Origin of the sequence: Aeromonas sp. MR7 (assembly GCF_963899385.1) — a bacterium.
Lineage (GTDB): Bacteria > Pseudomonadota > Gammaproteobacteria > Enterobacterales > Aeromonadaceae > Aeromonas > Aeromonas bestiarum.
Genome location: NZ_CAWQXH010000043.1, coordinates 266,277 through 282,141, shown reverse-complemented (window position 1 = coordinate 282,141; position 15,865 = coordinate 266,277). Strand labels below are relative to the sequence as shown.

The 15,865-nt window shown below is 59.3% G+C and carries 17 protein-coding genes and 1 rRNA gene; 10 read left to right on the top strand and 8 right to left on the bottom strand.

Annotated elements, in window-relative coordinates; all coding sequences use genetic code 11:
- The 3 genes from rrf to AACW87_RS17445 all read left to right on the top strand — a co-directional run.
- A 5S ribosomal RNA gene (rrf, locus tag AACW87_RS17455) occupies positions 1-104 on the top strand; the annotation flags it as partial.
- A gap of 389 nt (positions 105-493) precedes the next feature.
- Positions 494-811 carry a PTS system regulator TmaR gene (gene tmaR, locus AACW87_RS17450; protein ID WP_042868369.1) on the top strand — a complete coding sequence of 106 codons (318 nt, stop codon included), beginning with the start codon at positions 494-496 and terminating at the stop codon, positions 809-811.
- Positions 812-1,028: 217 nt separating this feature from the next.
- A complete protein-coding gene (locus AACW87_RS17445; protein WP_241325656.1) occupies positions 1,029-4,112 on the top strand; it encodes a transglycosylase domain-containing protein in 3,084 nt (1,027 codons plus the stop codon).
- A gap of 87 nt (positions 4,113-4,199) precedes the next feature.
- On the opposite strand, the gene yjgA is transcribed toward AACW87_RS17445, so the two are convergent.
- Positions 4,200-4,724 (bottom strand): ribosome biogenesis factor YjgA, encoded by a 525-nt coding sequence (gene yjgA, locus AACW87_RS17440; protein WP_042868365.1) that lies wholly within the window; start codon positions 4,722-4,724, stop codon positions 4,200-4,202.
- Positions 4,725-4,837: 113 nt separating this feature from the next.
- On the opposite strand from yjgA, the gene pmbA reads away from it, so the two are divergent.
- Positions 4,838-6,181, top strand: a complete 1,344-nt coding sequence (gene pmbA, locus AACW87_RS17435) for a metalloprotease PmbA (RefSeq protein ID WP_043140022.1) — start codon at positions 4,838-4,840, stop codon at positions 6,179-6,181.
- A gap of 86 nt (positions 6,182-6,267) precedes the next feature.
- Here the strand turns inward: pmbA and murA are convergent, their stop codons facing one another.
- The 7 genes from murA to mlaF are packed head-to-tail and all read right to left on the bottom strand — an operon-like array spanning position 6,268 to position 10,787.
- Complete coding sequence (gene murA, locus AACW87_RS17430; RefSeq protein WP_042868361.1) at positions 6,268-7,524, bottom strand: UDP-N-acetylglucosamine 1-carboxyvinyltransferase; 1,257 nt, start codon at positions 7,522-7,524, stop codon at positions 6,268-6,270.
- 16 nt (positions 7,525-7,540) lie between these two features.
- Complete coding sequence (gene ibaG / locus AACW87_RS17425; protein WP_005306001.1) at positions 7,541-7,798, bottom strand: BolA family iron metabolism protein IbaG; 258 nt, start codon at positions 7,796-7,798, stop codon at positions 7,541-7,543.
- A complete protein-coding gene (locus AACW87_RS17420; protein WP_042868359.1) occupies positions 7,798-8,070 on the bottom strand; it encodes an STAS domain-containing protein in 273 nt (90 codons plus the stop codon). The genes ibaG and AACW87_RS17420 overlap by 1 nt, the downstream gene beginning before the upstream one ends.
- Entirely contained in the window at positions 8,067-8,699 is a 633-nt protein-coding gene (mlaC, locus tag AACW87_RS17415; RefSeq protein ID WP_241325655.1) for a phospholipid-binding protein MlaC, read from the bottom strand. The genes AACW87_RS17420 and mlaC overlap by 4 nt, the downstream gene beginning before the upstream one ends.
- A 9-nt stretch (positions 8,700-8,708) precedes the next feature.
- Complete coding sequence (gene mlaD, locus AACW87_RS17410) at positions 8,709-9,200, bottom strand: outer membrane lipid asymmetry maintenance protein MlaD (protein ID WP_241325654.1); 492 nt, start codon at positions 9,198-9,200, stop codon at positions 8,709-8,711.
- A 7-nt stretch (positions 9,201-9,207) separates the two neighbouring features.
- Positions 9,208-9,987, bottom strand: coding sequence for a lipid asymmetry maintenance ABC transporter permease subunit MlaE (mlaE, locus tag AACW87_RS17405; RefSeq protein ID WP_042868353.1), 780 nt, complete (start codon positions 9,985-9,987; stop codon positions 9,208-9,210).
- The gene (gene mlaF, locus AACW87_RS17400) at positions 9,987-10,787 is read right to left on the bottom strand and encodes a phospholipid ABC transporter ATP-binding protein MlaF (RefSeq protein ID WP_043140015.1); all 801 of its coding nucleotides are present in this window, start codon (positions 10,785-10,787) and stop codon (positions 9,987-9,989) included. The genes mlaE and mlaF overlap by 1 nt, the downstream gene beginning before the upstream one ends.
- Positions 10,788-10,994: 207 nt before the next feature.
- Here mlaF and AACW87_RS17395 point away from each other — a divergent pair, with 207 nt between their 5' ends.
- The 6 genes from AACW87_RS17395 (at position 10,995) to AACW87_RS17370 (ending at position 15,849) form a co-directional block, all read left to right on the top strand.
- The gene (locus AACW87_RS17395; protein WP_043140012.1) at positions 10,995-11,990 is read left to right on the top strand and encodes a KpsF/GutQ family sugar-phosphate isomerase; all 996 of its coding nucleotides are present in this window, start codon (positions 10,995-10,997) and stop codon (positions 11,988-11,990) included.
- A complete protein-coding gene (kdsC, locus tag AACW87_RS17390) occupies positions 11,990-12,544 on the top strand; it encodes a 3-deoxy-manno-octulosonate-8-phosphatase KdsC (protein ID WP_241325653.1) in 555 nt (184 codons plus the stop codon). The genes AACW87_RS17395 and kdsC overlap by 1 nt, the downstream gene beginning before the upstream one ends.
- The gene (gene lptC / locus AACW87_RS17385; protein ID WP_241325652.1) at positions 12,541-13,101 is read left to right on the top strand and encodes an LPS export ABC transporter periplasmic protein LptC; all 561 of its coding nucleotides are present in this window, start codon (positions 12,541-12,543) and stop codon (positions 13,099-13,101) included. The genes kdsC and lptC overlap by 4 nt, the downstream gene beginning before the upstream one ends.
- Positions 13,088-13,615 (top strand): lipopolysaccharide transport periplasmic protein LptA, encoded by a 528-nt coding sequence (gene lptA / locus AACW87_RS17380; protein ID WP_241325651.1) that lies wholly within the window; start codon positions 13,088-13,090, stop codon positions 13,613-13,615. The genes lptC and lptA overlap by 14 nt, the downstream gene beginning before the upstream one ends.
- A 3-nt stretch (positions 13,616-13,618) precedes the next feature.
- Positions 13,619-14,344 (top strand): LPS export ABC transporter ATP-binding protein, encoded by a 726-nt coding sequence (lptB, locus tag AACW87_RS17375; RefSeq protein WP_042867841.1) that lies wholly within the window; start codon positions 13,619-13,621, stop codon positions 14,342-14,344.
- 65 nt (positions 14,345-14,409) lie between these two features.
- On the top strand, positions 14,410-15,849 hold the full coding sequence (locus AACW87_RS17370) for an RNA polymerase factor sigma-54 (protein ID WP_241325650.1): 1,440 nt from the start codon (positions 14,410-14,412) through the stop codon (positions 15,847-15,849).
- Positions 15,850-15,865 lie beyond the last annotated feature (16 nt).

The window sequence follows — 15,865 nt, the reverse complement described above, 5'->3', positions numbered from 1 at the left end:
TAGCGCCGTGGAACCACCTGATCCCATGCCGAACTCAGAAGTGAAACGCGGTAGCGCCGATGGTAGTGTGGCATTCGCCATGCGAGAGTAGGACACTGCCAGGCACCCAACATTGAAAGCCCGCTCAGATGAGCGGGCTTTTTTATTGCTTGAAATTGGCATGTCAGCAGCCATTTTGCGCAATTCTGGTTATATTTTGTCTCTTATTACCCCATAACCAGCTGTTTCATATCGCCTCAGCTCAACCAGCAAGGCCCTTCGCTCCCTTGTTGCTGATGTGATAATTGCTACCTCATGGTGGCCTGTCCATTTGGTTCTCCACTCGACTCTCTGCCGCCGAAACACGGCGCCAAGCCTGCAATTAGGGTTGTATCTGCTTCATAACTCGGTAGAGTAAAGGGCATCTTGAGTTTGCCTGTACCCTCTCCTTTTTTCTCTCTGGTACGGGCGTAACTTGGCCTGCTTTTATCAACCTTAAGTCAGTGGTATCGATATGGAACAAGTAAACAAGTCCACCTTCAGCGATGTACTGGAATATGTGCGTATGTCCCGTCGCCAGAACAAACTCAAGCGCGAGATCGCCGACAACGAGAAGAAGATCCGTGATAACCAGAAGCGGGTACTGCTGCTCGACAACCTGAGCGACTACATCAAGCCGGGTATGAGCATAGATGAGGTTCAGGCCATCATCGCCAACATGCGTACCGACTATGAAGAGCGCGTCGACGATCACATCATCAAGAATGCCGAGCTGTCCAAAGAGCGTAAAGATCTGAGCTCCAAGCTCAAGGCCATGAGCTCCAGCAAGTAGTCCAGCCTAGCTGCTACCTGAAAACACCGGCTTTTGGCCGGTGTTTTGTTTTCCGCCATCAGCTCGGATCTCTTCGCGCGCTGCAACAATCGGCTCCCCTTTTTATAATCGCCCTGTTACCATCACTACAAAGCGGTCAATAGTTTTCAAGCCATTGACTTGAAAAGACTAAGCTTGAGTGAAACACAATAAATTGCGCAACCATGGTGGGGCTGATATGGGCGCATCAGAACAGACGGATTTGAACAAAGTGGCATCTCAGGATTCATCCGTCCCACGCGCGGACGGCAAATACACGCGCAAACGTCGTCCCTGGTGGCGCTGGTTGTTCTGTTTTCTCTTTTTGCTGTGCCTGGCTGCCGTGATCGCCCTGGTTGGCTATGAGATGCAGACATCCAGGCTGCAGTCGCAGGAGATCTCCCGCTATGCTGCCAAGCTGACCTATCAGGTCGAGCCGGGCCCCAGCAAACAGATAGCCTTCCCCGACGATGGCCCCTTTGACAAGCGGCTCGGTTACGTGCTGCTGCCCATGATGCAGGAGCGCTTGCTGCAACGGGGTTATCAGGTCAGCGAGCAGGTGCATTTTTCCGATGCACTTTATGACTACGCCAGTCGTGGCTTCTTCGTTCCCTATACCGAGAAGGTGCAGGCCGGGCTGACGCTGCATGACTGCCGGGCCGAGCCCTTCTATCAGTTCAAGTATCCGACCCACTATTATCCGGATTTTGCCTCCATCCCACCGCTGGTCATACAGTCGCTGCTGTTCATCGAGAACCGTGATCTGCTGAGCAACGAACAACCGCTGGCGAACCCGGCGGTGGATTGGCCCCGTTTTGCCAAGGCGGCCATGTCCCAGGTCGGCAAGGCGCTGGATATGCAGGATCAGTCCGCCGGCGGCAGCACACTGGCGACTCAGGTCGAAAAGTATCGTCACTCACCGGACGGTCTGACGCTCTCTCCCACCGAGAAGATCCGCCAGATGGCCTCGGCCAGCGTGCGCGCCTATCGCCTGGGCCCCAAGACGCTGGAGGCACGCAAGCTGGTAGCCTGGGCCTACCTCAACTCGGTTCCGCTCTCCGCCGCTCCGGGTTATGGCGAGGTGCATGGCTTGGGTGATGGCCTCTGGGTCTGGTTTGGTGCCAACGTGGACGAGGTCAATCGTCTGCTGGATCCGGCCCGAAACCAGGATGCACCGCTTGCAGAGCAAGGGCTCGCCTTGCGTCAGGTAGTCTCGCTGATGATTGCCCACCGTCGCCCCTCCTACTATCTGGCACAGGGGCGCGATGCACTGGCGACCCTGACCGACAGCTATCTGCGCCTGTTCGTGCAGGAGGGAATGATCACACCGCCATTGATGGAGGCTGCTCTCAAGGCCAAGATAGGTTTCCGCGACTTCCTGCTGTCCCCTGCGATGACCAAGGTGAACAACAACAAGGGCTTGCAGGTCGCGCGTACCCGCCTGAGCCGTCAGCTCGGGGTGCAGTTGTATGATCTGGACCGGATGGATCTGACCGCTGACACCAGCCTCAACATGCCGCTGCAAAACGAGATTTCCCGTTACCTGCAGCAACTGGCGGATCCCGCCATCGCCGCCCAGGTCGGCCTGTTTGGTGAGCGCCTGCTCTCGCCGGAGAAGACGGGGGACGTGAAATACAGCTTTACCCTGTTCGAGAAGTCGCCGGAAGGTTTCAAGGTGCGGGTGCAGACTGACAACACGGATCAGCCGTTCGATATCAACGAGGGCAGCAAGCTGGAGCTGGGCTCCACCGCCAAGTTGCGGGTACTGACCACCTATCTGGAGATAGTGTCTGAGCTGCACGACAGCTATGCGGACATGTCTGCGGAGAGCCTGCGCAAGATCGAGGTATCAAATCAGGACAACATCAGCCGCTGGGCCGTCTCCTATCTGATGACGGCCAAGGACAAGAGCCTGCCGCCTATGCTGGAGGCTGCGCTGGATCGCAAGTATTCCGCCAGCCCGAGCGAAGGTTTCTTCACCGGTGGCGGTATGCATACCTTCAACAACTTCCGCCGTGAGGATAACGGCCGCATTCCGGCGATCCGCGACGCGCTGCGCGAGTCCATCAACCTGCCGTTCGTGCGGCTGATGCGCGATATAGTGCGCTACAGCCTGTATCGGGAGGGTAACCGTGCCCAGCTGCTCAAGGATGACAAGGATCCGCGCCGTACCGAGTATCTGGCCAAGTTCGCCGATAAAGAGGGCCAGACCTATCTGCTGCGCTTCTGGCGCAAGTATCGCGGCAAGACAGCAGATGAGCAGCTCGACACCTTCCTGGATGGCCTCAAGCCCAGTGCAGTACGGCTCGCCGCCGTGCATCGCTACCTGATGCCGGATGCCTCGCAGGAGACCTTTGCCGCCTTCCTGGCCAAGCGGCTGCCGCGTGACAAGCTGAGCGACAGACGGATAGATCAGCTCTACACCAGCTATGGTCCCGGCAAGTATTCGCTGCCGGATCAGGGCTACATAGCCCGTGTTCACCCGCTGGAGCTGTGGCTGCTTTCCTATCTCAAGGAGTTCGACAAGGCGACCTTTGCCGATGCGGTCGAAGCCAGTCGTGATGAGCGCCAAGAGGTGTACAGCTGGTTGTTCAAGACCCGTCACCGCAGTGCCAGGGACAGCCGTATCCGCACCATGCTGGAAGTCGAGGCCTTCCTCGACATTCACCAACGCTGGGCCAGACTGGGCTACCCGTTTGATCACCTGGTCCCCTCGCTGGCGACAGCTCTGGGCAGCTCGGGGGACAGACCCGCAGCACTGGCCGAACTGATGGGGATCATCCAGAACGGTGGCATTCGTGCGCCGACCCTGCGTATCGAGCACCTCTCGTTCGCCAAGGGCACGCCGTTCGAGACAGCGTTTGAACCGCTTCATACCGAAGGCACCCGGGTGCTGCCGGCCGAGGTGGCGACCGCGTTGCGCAATGCGCTGTCGAAGGTGGTGGAAGGGGGAACGGCCAGGCGCATAGCCGGCGCCTTTGCCCTGCCGGATGGCACTGTCCTGCCGATGGGGGGCAAGACGGGCACGGGTGACAACAGGATCGAAACGGTTGGTCGCTACGGCAACGTGACCAGCTCGCTGGCTCGCAACCGGACCGCGACCTTCGTCTTCTATCTGGGGGAGGATCACTTCGGTACCCTGACCGCCTATGTGCCGGGCAGCCAGTCTGACAAGTTCCGCTTCACCTCGGCCTTGCCGGTGCAGGTGCTCAAGGGAATGGCGCCACTGCTGATGCCTTATCTGCAGCCCGGTACCCATACCCAGTGCCTCGCTGGCAACTAGCGCGCAGAGCAGCATAAGAAACGGGGCCAATATGGCCCCGTTTTACGCTGTGTCGATTGCTGCTCGCCATGCGGCGTGAGTCATCACTTACAGCAGGTTTTCGATTTCACCGCGCAGGTACTGGTACATTTCACGATAGGCGACCGGCGGCTTGTTCAGTTCCCGTTCCTTGTTGGCGGAACGGATCAGCTGACGCAGCTTCTGGCGGTCCAGCTCATGAAACTGGGACATCAGCTCGTTCAAGGCGCTGTCACCTTCGGTGATCAGGCGCTCACGCCACTGCTCCAGACGATGCAGGCGGGCATTCACGGTGGAGTGGCGGTTCTTGATGATGGAGAGCGCTTCTTCAATCGGTTCGATATCACGGCTGCGCATCAGACGGCCGATGAACTGCAAATGGCGACGGAAGGACTCATCCTTCTTGGGCTTGAGTTTGCGGCCCAGCTCGACAGCATCTGCAAGCTCTTCATCCAACGGGATTTTTTCCAGCTCGCTGTGGCTCAGGGAGACTATCTCCGCGCCCAGCTTCTGCAGCACTTCCGCATCGCGCTTGAGCTGGGTCTTGCTGGGGCCCCAGTCTTCCAACTCGTTGTCGTCTTGATATTGACTCATCGGTCTCTTGATTCCTGTCATTCACGTTGGTGGATATGTTACCAGCTTCTCCCGCTGGGCGCAGGGGTCTGATATGCTTAGCCCCCTTTCCTTCCTTCATACAGATGTGAGTTATGGATCAGCAAGACCAAATTCGCCAGGATCAAGCCCATCTCGAGGCCGTCGTTGCCGAGGCACTGGAGATAGCCAAGGGACTGGGTGCCTCGCTGGCCGAAGTCTCCATCAGCAAGCAGACCGGGTTGTCGGTGAACACCCGCGGTTGTGAACTGGAAAGTATCGAATTCAACAAGGATGGTGCCCTCGGCATCGCCGTTTATCGCGATGGCTGCAAGGGCTCCTCCTCGACTACCGATCTGGGCAAGCCGGCCATCCGCGCCGCCGTCGAAGCGGCCATGGAGATAGCCCGCCACACCTCGCCCGATGACTGTGCCGGCTTGGCTGATGCAGACCTGCTGGCCTGGGACGCCCCCGATCTGCAGCTGTGCCACCAAATCGAACTGGATCCCCAGCGCGGCATCGAGCTGGCCATCGAGTGCGAGCGACTGGCGCTGGGTCGCGACGCCCGCATCAAGCATTCCGACGGGGCCGGTTTCTCCAGCCACCTCGGCATCAAGGTCTATGGCAACAGCCACGGCTTCGTCAAAGGCTATGCGGCGTCACGCAACTCCCTGAGCTGTGTGCTGATCGGTGAGCAGGATGGCGACATGCAGCGGGATTATGGCTACTCCTCCAGCCGCGATCTGGCCGGGCTCTGGAGCCCGCAGCGCATCGCCGACGAGGCGGTGGAACGCACTGTCTCCCGCCTCGGCGCCCGCAAGATCTCCACCCGCCACGCTCCCGTGCTGTTTCACCCCGACACGGCCGCAGGCCTGTGGGGCCATCTGGTGATGGCCATCAGCGGTGGCAATCTCTATCGCAAGTCGAGCTTCCTGCTGGACAAGCTGGGCAAGCAGATCCTGCCCGAGTGGCTCACCATTCAGGAGTTCCCCCACCTGCTGGGCGGGCTGGCCAGCACGCCGTTCGATGGGGAAGGGGTGCGTACCCGTGACATGGACATAGTGCGCAACGGCGAGCTGATGAGCTGGCTGCTTACCTCCTATTCGGCCCGCAAGCTGGGATTGACCACCACGGGTCATGCCGGTGGCATCCATAACTGGCAGGTTTCCAGCACGGGTCAGAATTTCCAGGAGATGCTCAAGGAGTTGGGCACCGGCCTGCTGGTGACCGAGCTGATGGGGCAGGGGGTCAACATCGTCAATGGCGACTACTCCCGCGGCGCCGCCGGCTTCTGGGTCGAGAATGGCGAAATAGCCTACCCGGTCGAAGAGATCACCATAGCCGGCAATCTGACCGAGATGTTCAGCCATATAGTGGCGGTGGGCAGCGACGAAGATGAGCGCTCCAGCCTCAAGACCGGCTCTGTGCTGGTCGAAAATATGAAGCTGGCGGGTCACTGATCCCCGTTCCCACGAAATCGATGCCATGAAAAAGGCCCCCTCGCCAACGCGAGGGGGCCTTTTTATCAGCCTGCGATCAGGGAAAATCAGCCCTTGATGCGCTCGATGCGGCCACCCAGGGCCTGCAGCTTGTGCTCTATGTCTTCGTAGCCACGGTCGATGTGATAGATGCGGTCGACTATGGTGGAGCCTTCGGCCACGAAGCCGGCCAGCACCAGACTGGCGGAGGCGCGCAGGTCGGTCGCCATCACCTGGGCACCCTTGAGTTGCTCTGTGTCACGGCAGATGGCCACATTGCCCTGCAGTTCGATATCTGCGCCCATCCGCACCAGTTCAGGTACGTGCATGAAGCGATTCTCGAAGATGGTCTCTGTGACCATGCCTGTGCCCTTGGCGACGGCGTTCAGCACGGTGAACTGTGCCTGCATGTCGGTCGGGAAGGCCGGGTAAGGGGCCGTCTTGATGGTGACCGGCTTGAGGGTACGACCCGTCATGTCGAGGCTGATCCAGTCAGCGCCCTTTTCGATCAGGGCACCCGCCTCTTCCAGCTTGACCAGCACGGCTTCCAGCAGGGAGGGATCCGTCTTGCGGCAGGTGATCTTGCCGCCGGTAACCGCTGCGCCCACCAGGAAGGTACCGGTTTCGATGCGGTCAGGTTGCACGCTGTAGCTGCCCCCGTGCAGACGCTCGACACCGTCTATGGTCAGGGTATCGGTGCCCGCGCCCTGGATCTTGGCACCCAGCGCGTTGAGGAAGTGGGCCAGATCGACCACTTCCGGCTCGCGCGCGGCGTTTTCGATCACGGTGCGACCGTCGGCCAGGGTAGCGGCCATCATCAGGTTCTCGGTACCTGTAACGGAAACCATGTCCATCAGGATGTGGGCACCTTTCAGGCGGCCGTCGACGCGGGCCTTGATGTAGCCATCCTCTATGGTGATCTTGGCACCCATCAGCTCCAGGCCGTGGACGTGCAGGTTGACCGGACGGGCACCAATGGCGCAGCCGCCGGGCAGGGAGACGTCGGCGGCACCGAAACGGGCGGCCAGCGGGCCCAGCGCCAGGATGGAGGCGCGCATTGTCTTCACCAGCTCGTAGGGGGCGACGTGGTTGTTCACCGCACCGGTCAGCACTGTCACGTTGCCGTTGACCTTGGTGGTGGCACCCAGCATCTCCAGCAGCTTGATGGTGGTACCCACGTCTTTCAGGCGCGGTACGTTGGAGAGGTGGATCTCTTCATCACACAGCAGGGTGGCGAACAGGATAGGCAGGGCGGCGTTTTTGGCGCCAGAGATGGTCACTTCGCCGTTGAGAGTACAACGACCATCAATTTTAAATTTGTCCATTTACTTAGATACCAAATCAGGAGGGCAGTAGGAATTTACGTTCGCGCTTCCACTCGGCATCGGTAAAGGCCTTGATGGAGAGTGCGTGAATGGCGTTGCTGGCGATCTTGTCCATCAGCGGGGCATAGATGGCCTGCTGCTTCTTGACCCGGCTCATACCGTCAAACATGTCACCGACGGCGATCACTTGATAGTGACTACCGTCCCCTTTGACATGGACTTCGGACAATGGCAGAGCCTCGAGGAGTATCGCTTCAATTTCAGAGACTTGCATTATGCGTCCTCAGTTGTGAGCGGGGTTGACTGAAACAGCCCGGCCACCCCGTACAGGTTGGCCAGGGTATAAAAATCAGTGGAGGCGCCCACCAGTTGCGGTGTGGCGCCTCGTGCCAGTGCGGCTTTGGCCCATTTGACCAGCAGGGCCAGTCCGGCGGAGTCCAGGGTGGTGACCTCGCCCAGTTCGAGCCGATCTTCCTGCCACCAGTCGGCGCGGCGTTGCCACAGCTCAACGACCTGGGGTGCCTGCAGCTCGCCGCTCAGTCTCATGACTTGATGACCAGCGGCTTGGCATTGTGGGCGCGCAGCTGGGCGATCACCGCATCTATGCCGTTCTGGCGAATGAGGCCACCCAGCTCGTTCTGCTTGGCAGAGAGCAGGCTGATCCCTTCGGCGACCATGTCGAAGGCTTTCCATTCGCCGGTCTTGTTGTTCTTGCGCAGCTTGAACTCGAGGAAGATGTCCGGTTTGCCGGCCTCTTTCACGCTGACGTTGACGGCTGTGATGTTGCTGTCACCCGGCGCCTTGCCCGGCTCGACCTTGACGGTCTGCTTGTCGAAGTGCGCCAGCGCATCGGCGTAGGAGCTCACCATGTATTCGGTGAATACCTCGACGAAGGCGTCACGCTGGGCCGGGGTGGTCTGCTTGATCTGGTTGCCGAGCACCTTGTAGGCGGCGAAGCGGTTGTCCACGTAGGGCAGCAGCTCTTCACGTATGATGACTCGCAGGTGATCCGGGTTGCTCTTCACCTGGGACTTGTCCGCCTTCAGGCGGGCAAAGGTCTGTTTGGCCGCTTCGTCCACCAGGGCATAGGGATCGGTGGCATCGGTGGCGTGAGCGACCAGGGAAAACAGCATGCTGGTCATCAGGCCCAGCAGCAGGGCGATCTTCTTGAACATGGTTACTCCTTACTTGCTGTCTGACTTGGTGTCGGAAGACTGGCTGTAGAGGAATTTGCCAATCAGGTCTTCCAGCACAATGGCGGATTTGGTGTCTTCAATCATGTCGCCATCCTTGAGCATGTTGGTGCCCATCTCCTCATCGGTGAAACCGGGCATCAGGCCTATGTACTGCTCACCGAGCAGCCCCGAGGTCAGGATGGAGAGGGTGCTGGTTTCGGAAAACTCGCCGGCACTCTTCTGCATCTGCAGGGATACGACTGGCACCTGGCTCTTGGCATCCAGGGTGATGTCGCTGACCCGGCCGACGACGACGCCACCGACCTTGACCGGTGAACGTACTTTCAGGCCGCCGATATTATCGAAATGGGCGCGCAGGGTATAGGTTTCTCCTTCCGGTTTGAAACTCAAACCTGCCACTTGCAGTGCCAACGCCAGAATGGCACCGATGCCGGCCAGCATGAAGGCGCCAACCAGGAATTCTACTTTGCTGAACTTCATCTTTACCTTATCCAAACATGACTGCGGTGAGTATAAAATCCAGGCCGAGCACGGCCAGGGAGGAGTGGACCACGGTACGGGTCGTGGCCTGACTGATCCCGGCCGAGGTCGGCTTGGCATCATAACCGTTAAAGAGCGCAATCCAGGTGACAACCAGTGCGAAGATCACACTCTTGATCGCCCCTTGCATGATGTCATCCTGCCAGTCGACTGAGGCCTGCATGGCGGACCAGAAGCCCCCTTCATCCACCCCCAGCCAATCCACACCGACCAGCTTGCCGCCGAATATACCGATCAGGCTGAACATGAAGGCCAGCAGCGGCATGCTGATGACCCCGGCCCAGAAGCGGGGAGCCACTACCCGGCGCAGCGGATCCACCGCCATCATCTCCAGGCTGGAGAGCTGTTCTGTGGCCTTCATCAGGCCGATCTCGGCGGTGAGGGCCGAACCGGCACGGCCGGCAAACAGCAGCGCCGTCACGACCGGACCCAGTTCCCGCAACAGGGAGAGGGAAACCAGTGGGCCCAGGCTCTGTTCGGCGCCGAAGTCCTTCAATACGTTGTAACCCTGCAACGAGAGCACCATGCCGATGAAGAGGCCGGACACCAGTATGATGGCAACGGATTGTACGCCCACCACATACAGCTGCTGAAGCAGCAGGGGGAAGTGCTTGCGCGGCTCGGGTTTGCCCGCCAGCGCATGAAACAGCATTATGGTGGCTCGGCCGATGGAGCTGATGAAACGCACTCCGACCCGGCCCAGCTTGCTTACTTGGCTTATCAACATCACAGATCCTGTAGCAGGTCGCCTGCCGGAAAATGGAACGGAACAGGACCGTCGGGCAATCCTTTGAGGAACTGCTCGACTTCGGGATTGTGCTCCTCACGCAGCTGATCCGGCGTGCCGTGTGCCACCACCTTGCGGTTGGCGATGATATAGGCGTAGTCGGCTATGCTCAGCACCTCTTTCACGTCGTGGGTGACGATGACGGAGGTGATGCCGAGGGCACCGTTCAGCTCCTTGATCAGCTTGACCAGCACCGCCATTGTGATGGGGTCCTGGCCGACGAACGGCTCGTCATACATGATGAGGTCCGGATCCAGCGCTATGGATCTGGCCAGCGCCGCGCGGCGGGCCATGCCGCCGGAGAGTTCGGACGGCATCAGTTTCGCTGCACCACGCAGACCGACCGCCTGCAACTTCATCATGACGATGGTGTGGATCAGCTCCTCCGGCAGGCCTGAATGCTCCCGCAGCGGGAAGGCCACGTTGTCGTAGACCGTCATGCCGGTAAACAGGGCGCCGCTCTGGAACAGCATGCTCATCCGCTTGCGCACCTCGTACAGGCGGGAGCGGGAGAGGGTGGGGATATCTTCCCCGTCAAACAGGATATGACCGGACTCAGGCTTGAGCTGGCCACCGATCAGCCGCAGCAAGGTGGTCTTGCCTATGCCGCTGGGGCCCATGACCGCAGTGACCTTGCCACGGGGAATGGTCAGGTTGATCCCGTCGTATAACAGCCGATCTCCGTGACTGAAGGTCAGGTCGGAGATGGTGATCAGGTCATTGTTCAAACAATTGTCCATCCGGTGTAAATGAAGAGCGAATTTTATGGGCTAGTCTAGGTCTAAGCAACAGCAAGGAACAACTATTGAACAGCCTGCCTGCCCAAAAGCGCGACAGTTTTGTGTAACCAATTGTCTCTCTTTTAGGACCGAGAAGTATCCGATTCGCTTATCTCGACAGACTTTTTTATAATCCCGCAGCAAATTTCGGCCCGGAGCTGTGCCTTTATGTCTGTAAAGCCTGAAAAAGTGTCTGAACTGTTCGATTTTCGTCGCAGCGCCCGTACCGTGCTGGACATTGAAAAACAAGCGATTGATGGACTCTATCAGTACCTGAATGATGCCTTCGATCAGGCATGCAACCTGGTGCTGCGCTGCAGTGGCAAGATAGTGGTCACCGGCATGGGCAAGTCAGGTCATGTCGGGAGCAAGATTGCTGCCACCCTGGCCAGCACCGGCACCCCCGCCTTCTTCCTGCACCCTGGCGAAGCCAGTCACGGGGATCTGGGGATGATCTCCAGCGGCGATCTCATCATCGCCATCTCCAACTCGGGCGAGAGTGACGAGATCCTGGCCCTGCTGCCGGTGCTCAAACGCCGTGGCATCCAGTTGATCTGCATGACGGGCAACCCCGCCTCCACCATGGCCAAGGAAGCGAACGTGCACCTGTGCGTGCGGGTCGAGAAGGAGGCGTGCCCGCTCGGGCTGGCGCCCACCTCCAGCACCACGGCCACTCTGGTGATGGGGGATGCACTGGCGGTTGCCCTGCTGGAAGCCCGCGGTTTCACCGCCGATGACTTCGCCCTTTCTCACCCGGGCGGGTCGCTGGGCAAGCGGCTGCTGCTGCGGGTCGGTGACCTGATGCACAGCGGCGAGCTGTTGCCCCGGGTGGGGATAGATGCCACCATCAGCCAGGCGCTGCTGGAAGTGAGTCGCAAGGGGCTGGGGATGACGGCGGTCGTCGACGCCGATGGCCGGCTGGCCGGGCTCTTTACCGATGGAGACTTGCGCCGCATCCTGGATCTGCAGGTGGATATCCATCACACCCCGATCGCCAAGGTGATGACGGCCAACTGTGTTACCGTAGGACCCGAGATGATGGCGGCAGAAGCCGTCAAATTGATGGAAACCAGAAAGATCAACGGATTACTGGTGGTGGATGAAGACAAGCGCCCGCTCGGTGCCTTCAACATGCACGACCTGCTGAAAGCCGGAGTAATTTGATGCAAAACGTACCGACCCTCTACGGTCCGGTGACGCGCAGCCAGTATGACAGGGCGGCGCAGATCCGCCTGCTGGTGTGCGATGTGGATGGAGTCCTCTCCAATGGCCTCATCTATATGGGCAATGATGGCGAAGAGCTGAAGACCTTCTGTACCCGCGACGGCGCCGGCATGCGCGCCCTGCTCAACGCAGGGATCGAGATTGCCATCATCACGGGGCGCAACTCCCGCATCGTCAGCGACCGGATGAAGAGCCTGGGTGTGCAGCATCTGGTGCAGGGGGCGGATCAGAAGCTGCCCCACTTCGAGGCACTGCTGGCCAAGCTGGGACTGACGCCGGAGCAGGCCGCCTACATGGGTGATGACACCATAGATCTGCCGGTGATGCAGGCCTGTGGCCTTGGCATCGCCGTGGCCGATGCCCACCCACTGGTGCTGGCCCGGGCCGATATGGTGACCCGACTGGCCGGTGGGCTGGGTGCTGTGCGCGAGGTGTGCGACCTGATACTGCAGGCACAAGGGCTGGGTGACTATCAGCCAGAGGCCTCGGTATGAGCAGACAGACGCTGCTGTTCGCCCTGCTGTTTCTGGTGGCGCTGGCCGCCTGGCAGCTCGGCGACATAGAGCTGGTGCCGGAGCCGACCGCCAAGGTCGAGAACTATCAGCCGGACTTCACTGCCAAGAATCTGGTCACCACCCGCTTTGACGCCGATGGGCGGCGCACCGAGCGGCTGGAGTCAGAGTATGCGGAGTATTACCAGCTCCTCGAACAGGCTGCCTTCAACAAGCCGGTGGTCTACATGTTCGACAAGCAGGGCGAGGCCGAGTGGAAAGTCACCGCCGATACCGGCGTGCTCAACACGGATGACAATGTGATCCTGCGGGACAAGGTACATCTGGACGGCCTGCTGCCCACCTCCTTCATCTCCACGCTGGATACCCCCTATATGGAGCTGGATCTGGTGACCCAGAACGTGAGAAGCAATCAGCAAGTCAGCATAGTGGGTAAGGATTTCCAGACCGAGGGCGTTGGCCTGAAGGGTCATCTGGAACGCAAATATTTTGAATTACTGGACCAGGGCCATGCCATCTATTTCAATGAAAAACGTTAATCTGGCCCTCGCGGCCTTGCTGCTGTGCGGCACCGTGAGCGCCAAAGAGTCCGACTTTGCCGAGAAGGTCTACGTGGATGCGGTCAAACAGGTGGCCGAGATGCAGGACAACCGCATCACCTTCAGTGACGATGTCATCATCACTCAGGGCACCATCAAGATTAAGGCCGACAAGGTAGTGGTGATCCGCTCCGGCGAGAAAGGGGCCGAGGTCATGACGGCCTATGGCAATCCCGCCACCTTCTTTCAGATCCTGGACAACGGCAAGCCGGTCAATGCCCACGGCAACAGCATCCGCTACGAGCTGAAGAACCGGCTGGTGACCATCAGCGGCAATGGCCAGCTCAAGCAGGAAGACAGCCAGGTCAACGGCGATCTGATCCGCTACGACATAGTCAAACAGAAGATGATCGCCGAGAGCAAGGGCCCGACCCAGCGTGTCAAGACGGTGTTCCTGCCGGATCAGGTAGAGAACTTCGACAAGCCCGCCGATCAGAAGAAGCAGGGAAAATAAGCCATGGCAGTGTTGAAAGCAGTCGGCCTGCAAAAAAGTTACAAGCGCCGCATGGTGGTCAGCGATGTGAGCCTGGAAGTGGGTACCGGCCAGATCGTCGGGTTGTTAGGTCCAAATGGCGCCGGCAAGACCACCTCCTTCTACATGATAGTGGGACTGGTGCAGAGCGATGCCGGTCTCATCACCATAGACGATCAGGACATCAGCCTGCAGCCCATGCATATCCGAGCCCGCAACGGCATCGGCTATCTGCCGCAGGAGGCCTCCATCTTCCGCCGCCTGTCGGTGTTCGACAACCTGATGGGGGTCATGCAGACCCGCAAGGGGCTGAGCCGCGAAGAGCGGGAAGACAAGGTCGAACAGCTGCTGGAAGAGTTCAATATCACCCACATTCGCGACAACCTGGGTCAGAGTCTGTCCGGGGGGGAGCGACGTCGGGTCGAGATCGCCCGCGCGCTGGCGGCCGAGCCGCGTTTTATCCTGCTGGATGAGCCGTTTGCCGGGGTCGACCCCATTTCTGTGATAGACATCAAGAAGATCATCCAGCATCTGAAAGATAGAGGCCTGGGCGTCTTGATCACCGACCACAACGTCAGAGAGACTCTGGACGTATGCGAGAAGGCTTATATCGTCAGCCACGGCAAGATGATTGCCGAAGGTGCACCGGCCGAGATACTGGCCGATGAACAGGTCAAGCGCGTCTATTTGGGCGATCAATTCAGTCTATAGTAAGGGGGCATCTCTTCATTTCCTGTGACGACTGCCTCGCTGAACATAAGGATATCCCGACGTAGATGAAGCCGACATTACAGTTGCGTCTCGGTCAGTCCCTGACCATGACGCCGCAATTACAACAAGCGATTCGTCTGCTCCAGCTCTCCACCCTGGAACTCCAGCAGGAAATTCAGCAAGCGCTCGATAACAACCCCTTGCTGGAGCAAGAGGAGAATGAGGTGCAGGAGACCAGCCCGGAAGAGCCGGTCGATGCCAGTCAGCTCGACACCAGCGATGCCATGGCCCAGGATCAGATGCCGGACGAGTTGCCGGTGGATACCACCTGGGAGGATGTCTACTCGGCCGGCACGGCCCAGAGCGCAGGCCCCATCCACGATGGGGAAGACAGCGTCTATCAGGGCGAAACAACCGAGAATCTGCAGGACTATCTGCTGTGGCAGATGCGACTCACGCCGTTCAGCGATCTGGATGCCGCCATCGCCCTCGCCATCATAGATGCCATCGACGATTCCGGTTATCTGACCGTCTCCCTCGAAGATATACAGGCGGCGGTGAGCAGCGAGGATGTCGAGGTGGAACTCGACGAGGTCGAGGCCGTGCTCAAGCGAGTGCAGCATTTCGATCCGGTCGGCATCGCCGCCCGTTCGGTACAGGAATGCCTGTTGATCCAGCTCGGTCAATACGCCCCCGAACTGCCCTGGCTCACCGAGGCCAGAGAGGTGATCAACGAGCACATGGACTTGCTCGGCAATCGCGATTATCGCACCCTGGCGCGCAAGACCCGGCTCAAGGAGAGCGACCTCAAGGAGGTGCTGGATCTCATCCAGCAGCTGGAGCCCAGACCGGGCAATGGCATCATACAGAGCGACTCCCAGTACGTGATCCCGGATGTGACCGTGGTCAAGAAGGGCACCAAATGGGTGGTCGAGCTCAATCCCGATTCCGCGCCGCGCATCCGGGTCAACGAGACCTATGCCGCAATGGCACGCCAGGCGCGCACCAGCCAGGACACCCAGTTCATCCGTTCCCATCTGCAAGAGGCCAAGTGGTTCATCAAGAGCCTGGAGAGTCGCAATGACACCCTGCTCAAGGTGGCCAGCTGTATTGTCGAGCAGCAGCAGGGCTTTTTCGAGTATGGTGAAGAGGCCATGAAGCCCATGGTGCTCAACGACATCGCCGAAGCGGTGGAGATGCATGAGTCGACCATTTCCCGGGTAACGACCCAGAAATACATGCATACGCCCCGCGGCATCTTCGAACTGAAGTTTTTTTTCTCCAGTCATGTGAATACCGAAGGAGGAGGAGAGTGCTCATCGACCGCAATTCGCGCGCTGATCAAGAAGCTGGTGACGGCAGAGAATCCCGCCAAGCCGCTAAGTGATAGCAAGATCGCGGATTTGCTGGCCGAACAGGGTATTATGGTGGCGAGACGCACGATCGCAAAGTACCGTGAATCCTTGTTGATCCCGCCATCCAATCAGCGCAAACGCCTGGTTTAGGCAAAACAAAAGGAAG

Coding starts and splice junctions, on each gene's coding strand:
- mlaE (WP_042868353.1), bottom strand. CDS start 9,987: ATGTTGATAAGCCAAGTAAGCAAGCTGGGCCGGGTCGGAGTGCGTTTC.
- mlaF (WP_043140015.1), bottom strand. CDS start 10,787: ATGGACAATTGTTTGAACAATGACCTGATCACCATCTCCGACCTGACC.
- lptA (WP_241325651.1), top strand. CDS start 13,088: ATGAAAAACGTTAATCTGGCCCTCGCGGCCTTGCTGCTGTGCGGCACC.
- yjgA (WP_042868365.1), bottom strand. CDS start 4,724: ATGAGTCAATATCAAGACGACAACGAGTTGGAAGACTGGGGCCCCAGC.
- lptB (WP_042867841.1), top strand. CDS start 13,619: ATGGCAGTGTTGAAAGCAGTCGGCCTGCAAAAAAGTTACAAGCGCCGC.
- lptC (WP_241325652.1), top strand. CDS start 12,541: ATGAGCAGACAGACGCTGCTGTTCGCCCTGCTGTTTCTGGTGGCGCTG.
- pmbA (WP_043140022.1), top strand. CDS start 4,838: ATGGATCAGCAAGACCAAATTCGCCAGGATCAAGCCCATCTCGAGGCC.
- tmaR (WP_042868369.1), top strand. CDS start 494: ATGGAACAAGTAAACAAGTCCACCTTCAGCGATGTACTGGAATATGTG.
- mlaC (WP_241325655.1), bottom strand. CDS start 8,699: ATGTTCAAGAAGATCGCCCTGCTGCTGGGCCTGATGACCAGCATGCTG.
- AACW87_RS17445 (WP_241325656.1), top strand. CDS start 1,029: ATGGGCGCATCAGAACAGACGGATTTGAACAAAGTGGCATCTCAGGAT.
- AACW87_RS17370 (WP_241325650.1), top strand. CDS start 14,410: ATGAAGCCGACATTACAGTTGCGTCTCGGTCAGTCCCTGACCATGACG.
- kdsC (WP_241325653.1), top strand. CDS start 11,990: ATGCAAAACGTACCGACCCTCTACGGTCCGGTGACGCGCAGCCAGTAT.
- AACW87_RS17420 (WP_042868359.1), bottom strand. CDS start 8,070: ATGAGACTGAGCGGCGAGCTGCAGGCACCCCAGGTCGTTGAGCTGTGG.
- ibaG (WP_005306001.1), bottom strand. CDS start 7,798: ATGCAAGTCTCTGAAATTGAAGCGATACTCCTCGAGGCTCTGCCATTG.
- mlaD (WP_241325654.1), bottom strand. CDS start 9,200: ATGAAGTTCAGCAAAGTAGAATTCCTGGTTGGCGCCTTCATGCTGGCC.
- murA (WP_042868361.1), bottom strand. CDS start 7,524: ATGGACAAATTTAAAATTGATGGTCGTTGTACTCTCAACGGCGAAGTG.
- AACW87_RS17395 (WP_043140012.1), top strand. CDS start 10,995: ATGTCTGTAAAGCCTGAAAAAGTGTCTGAACTGTTCGATTTTCGTCGC.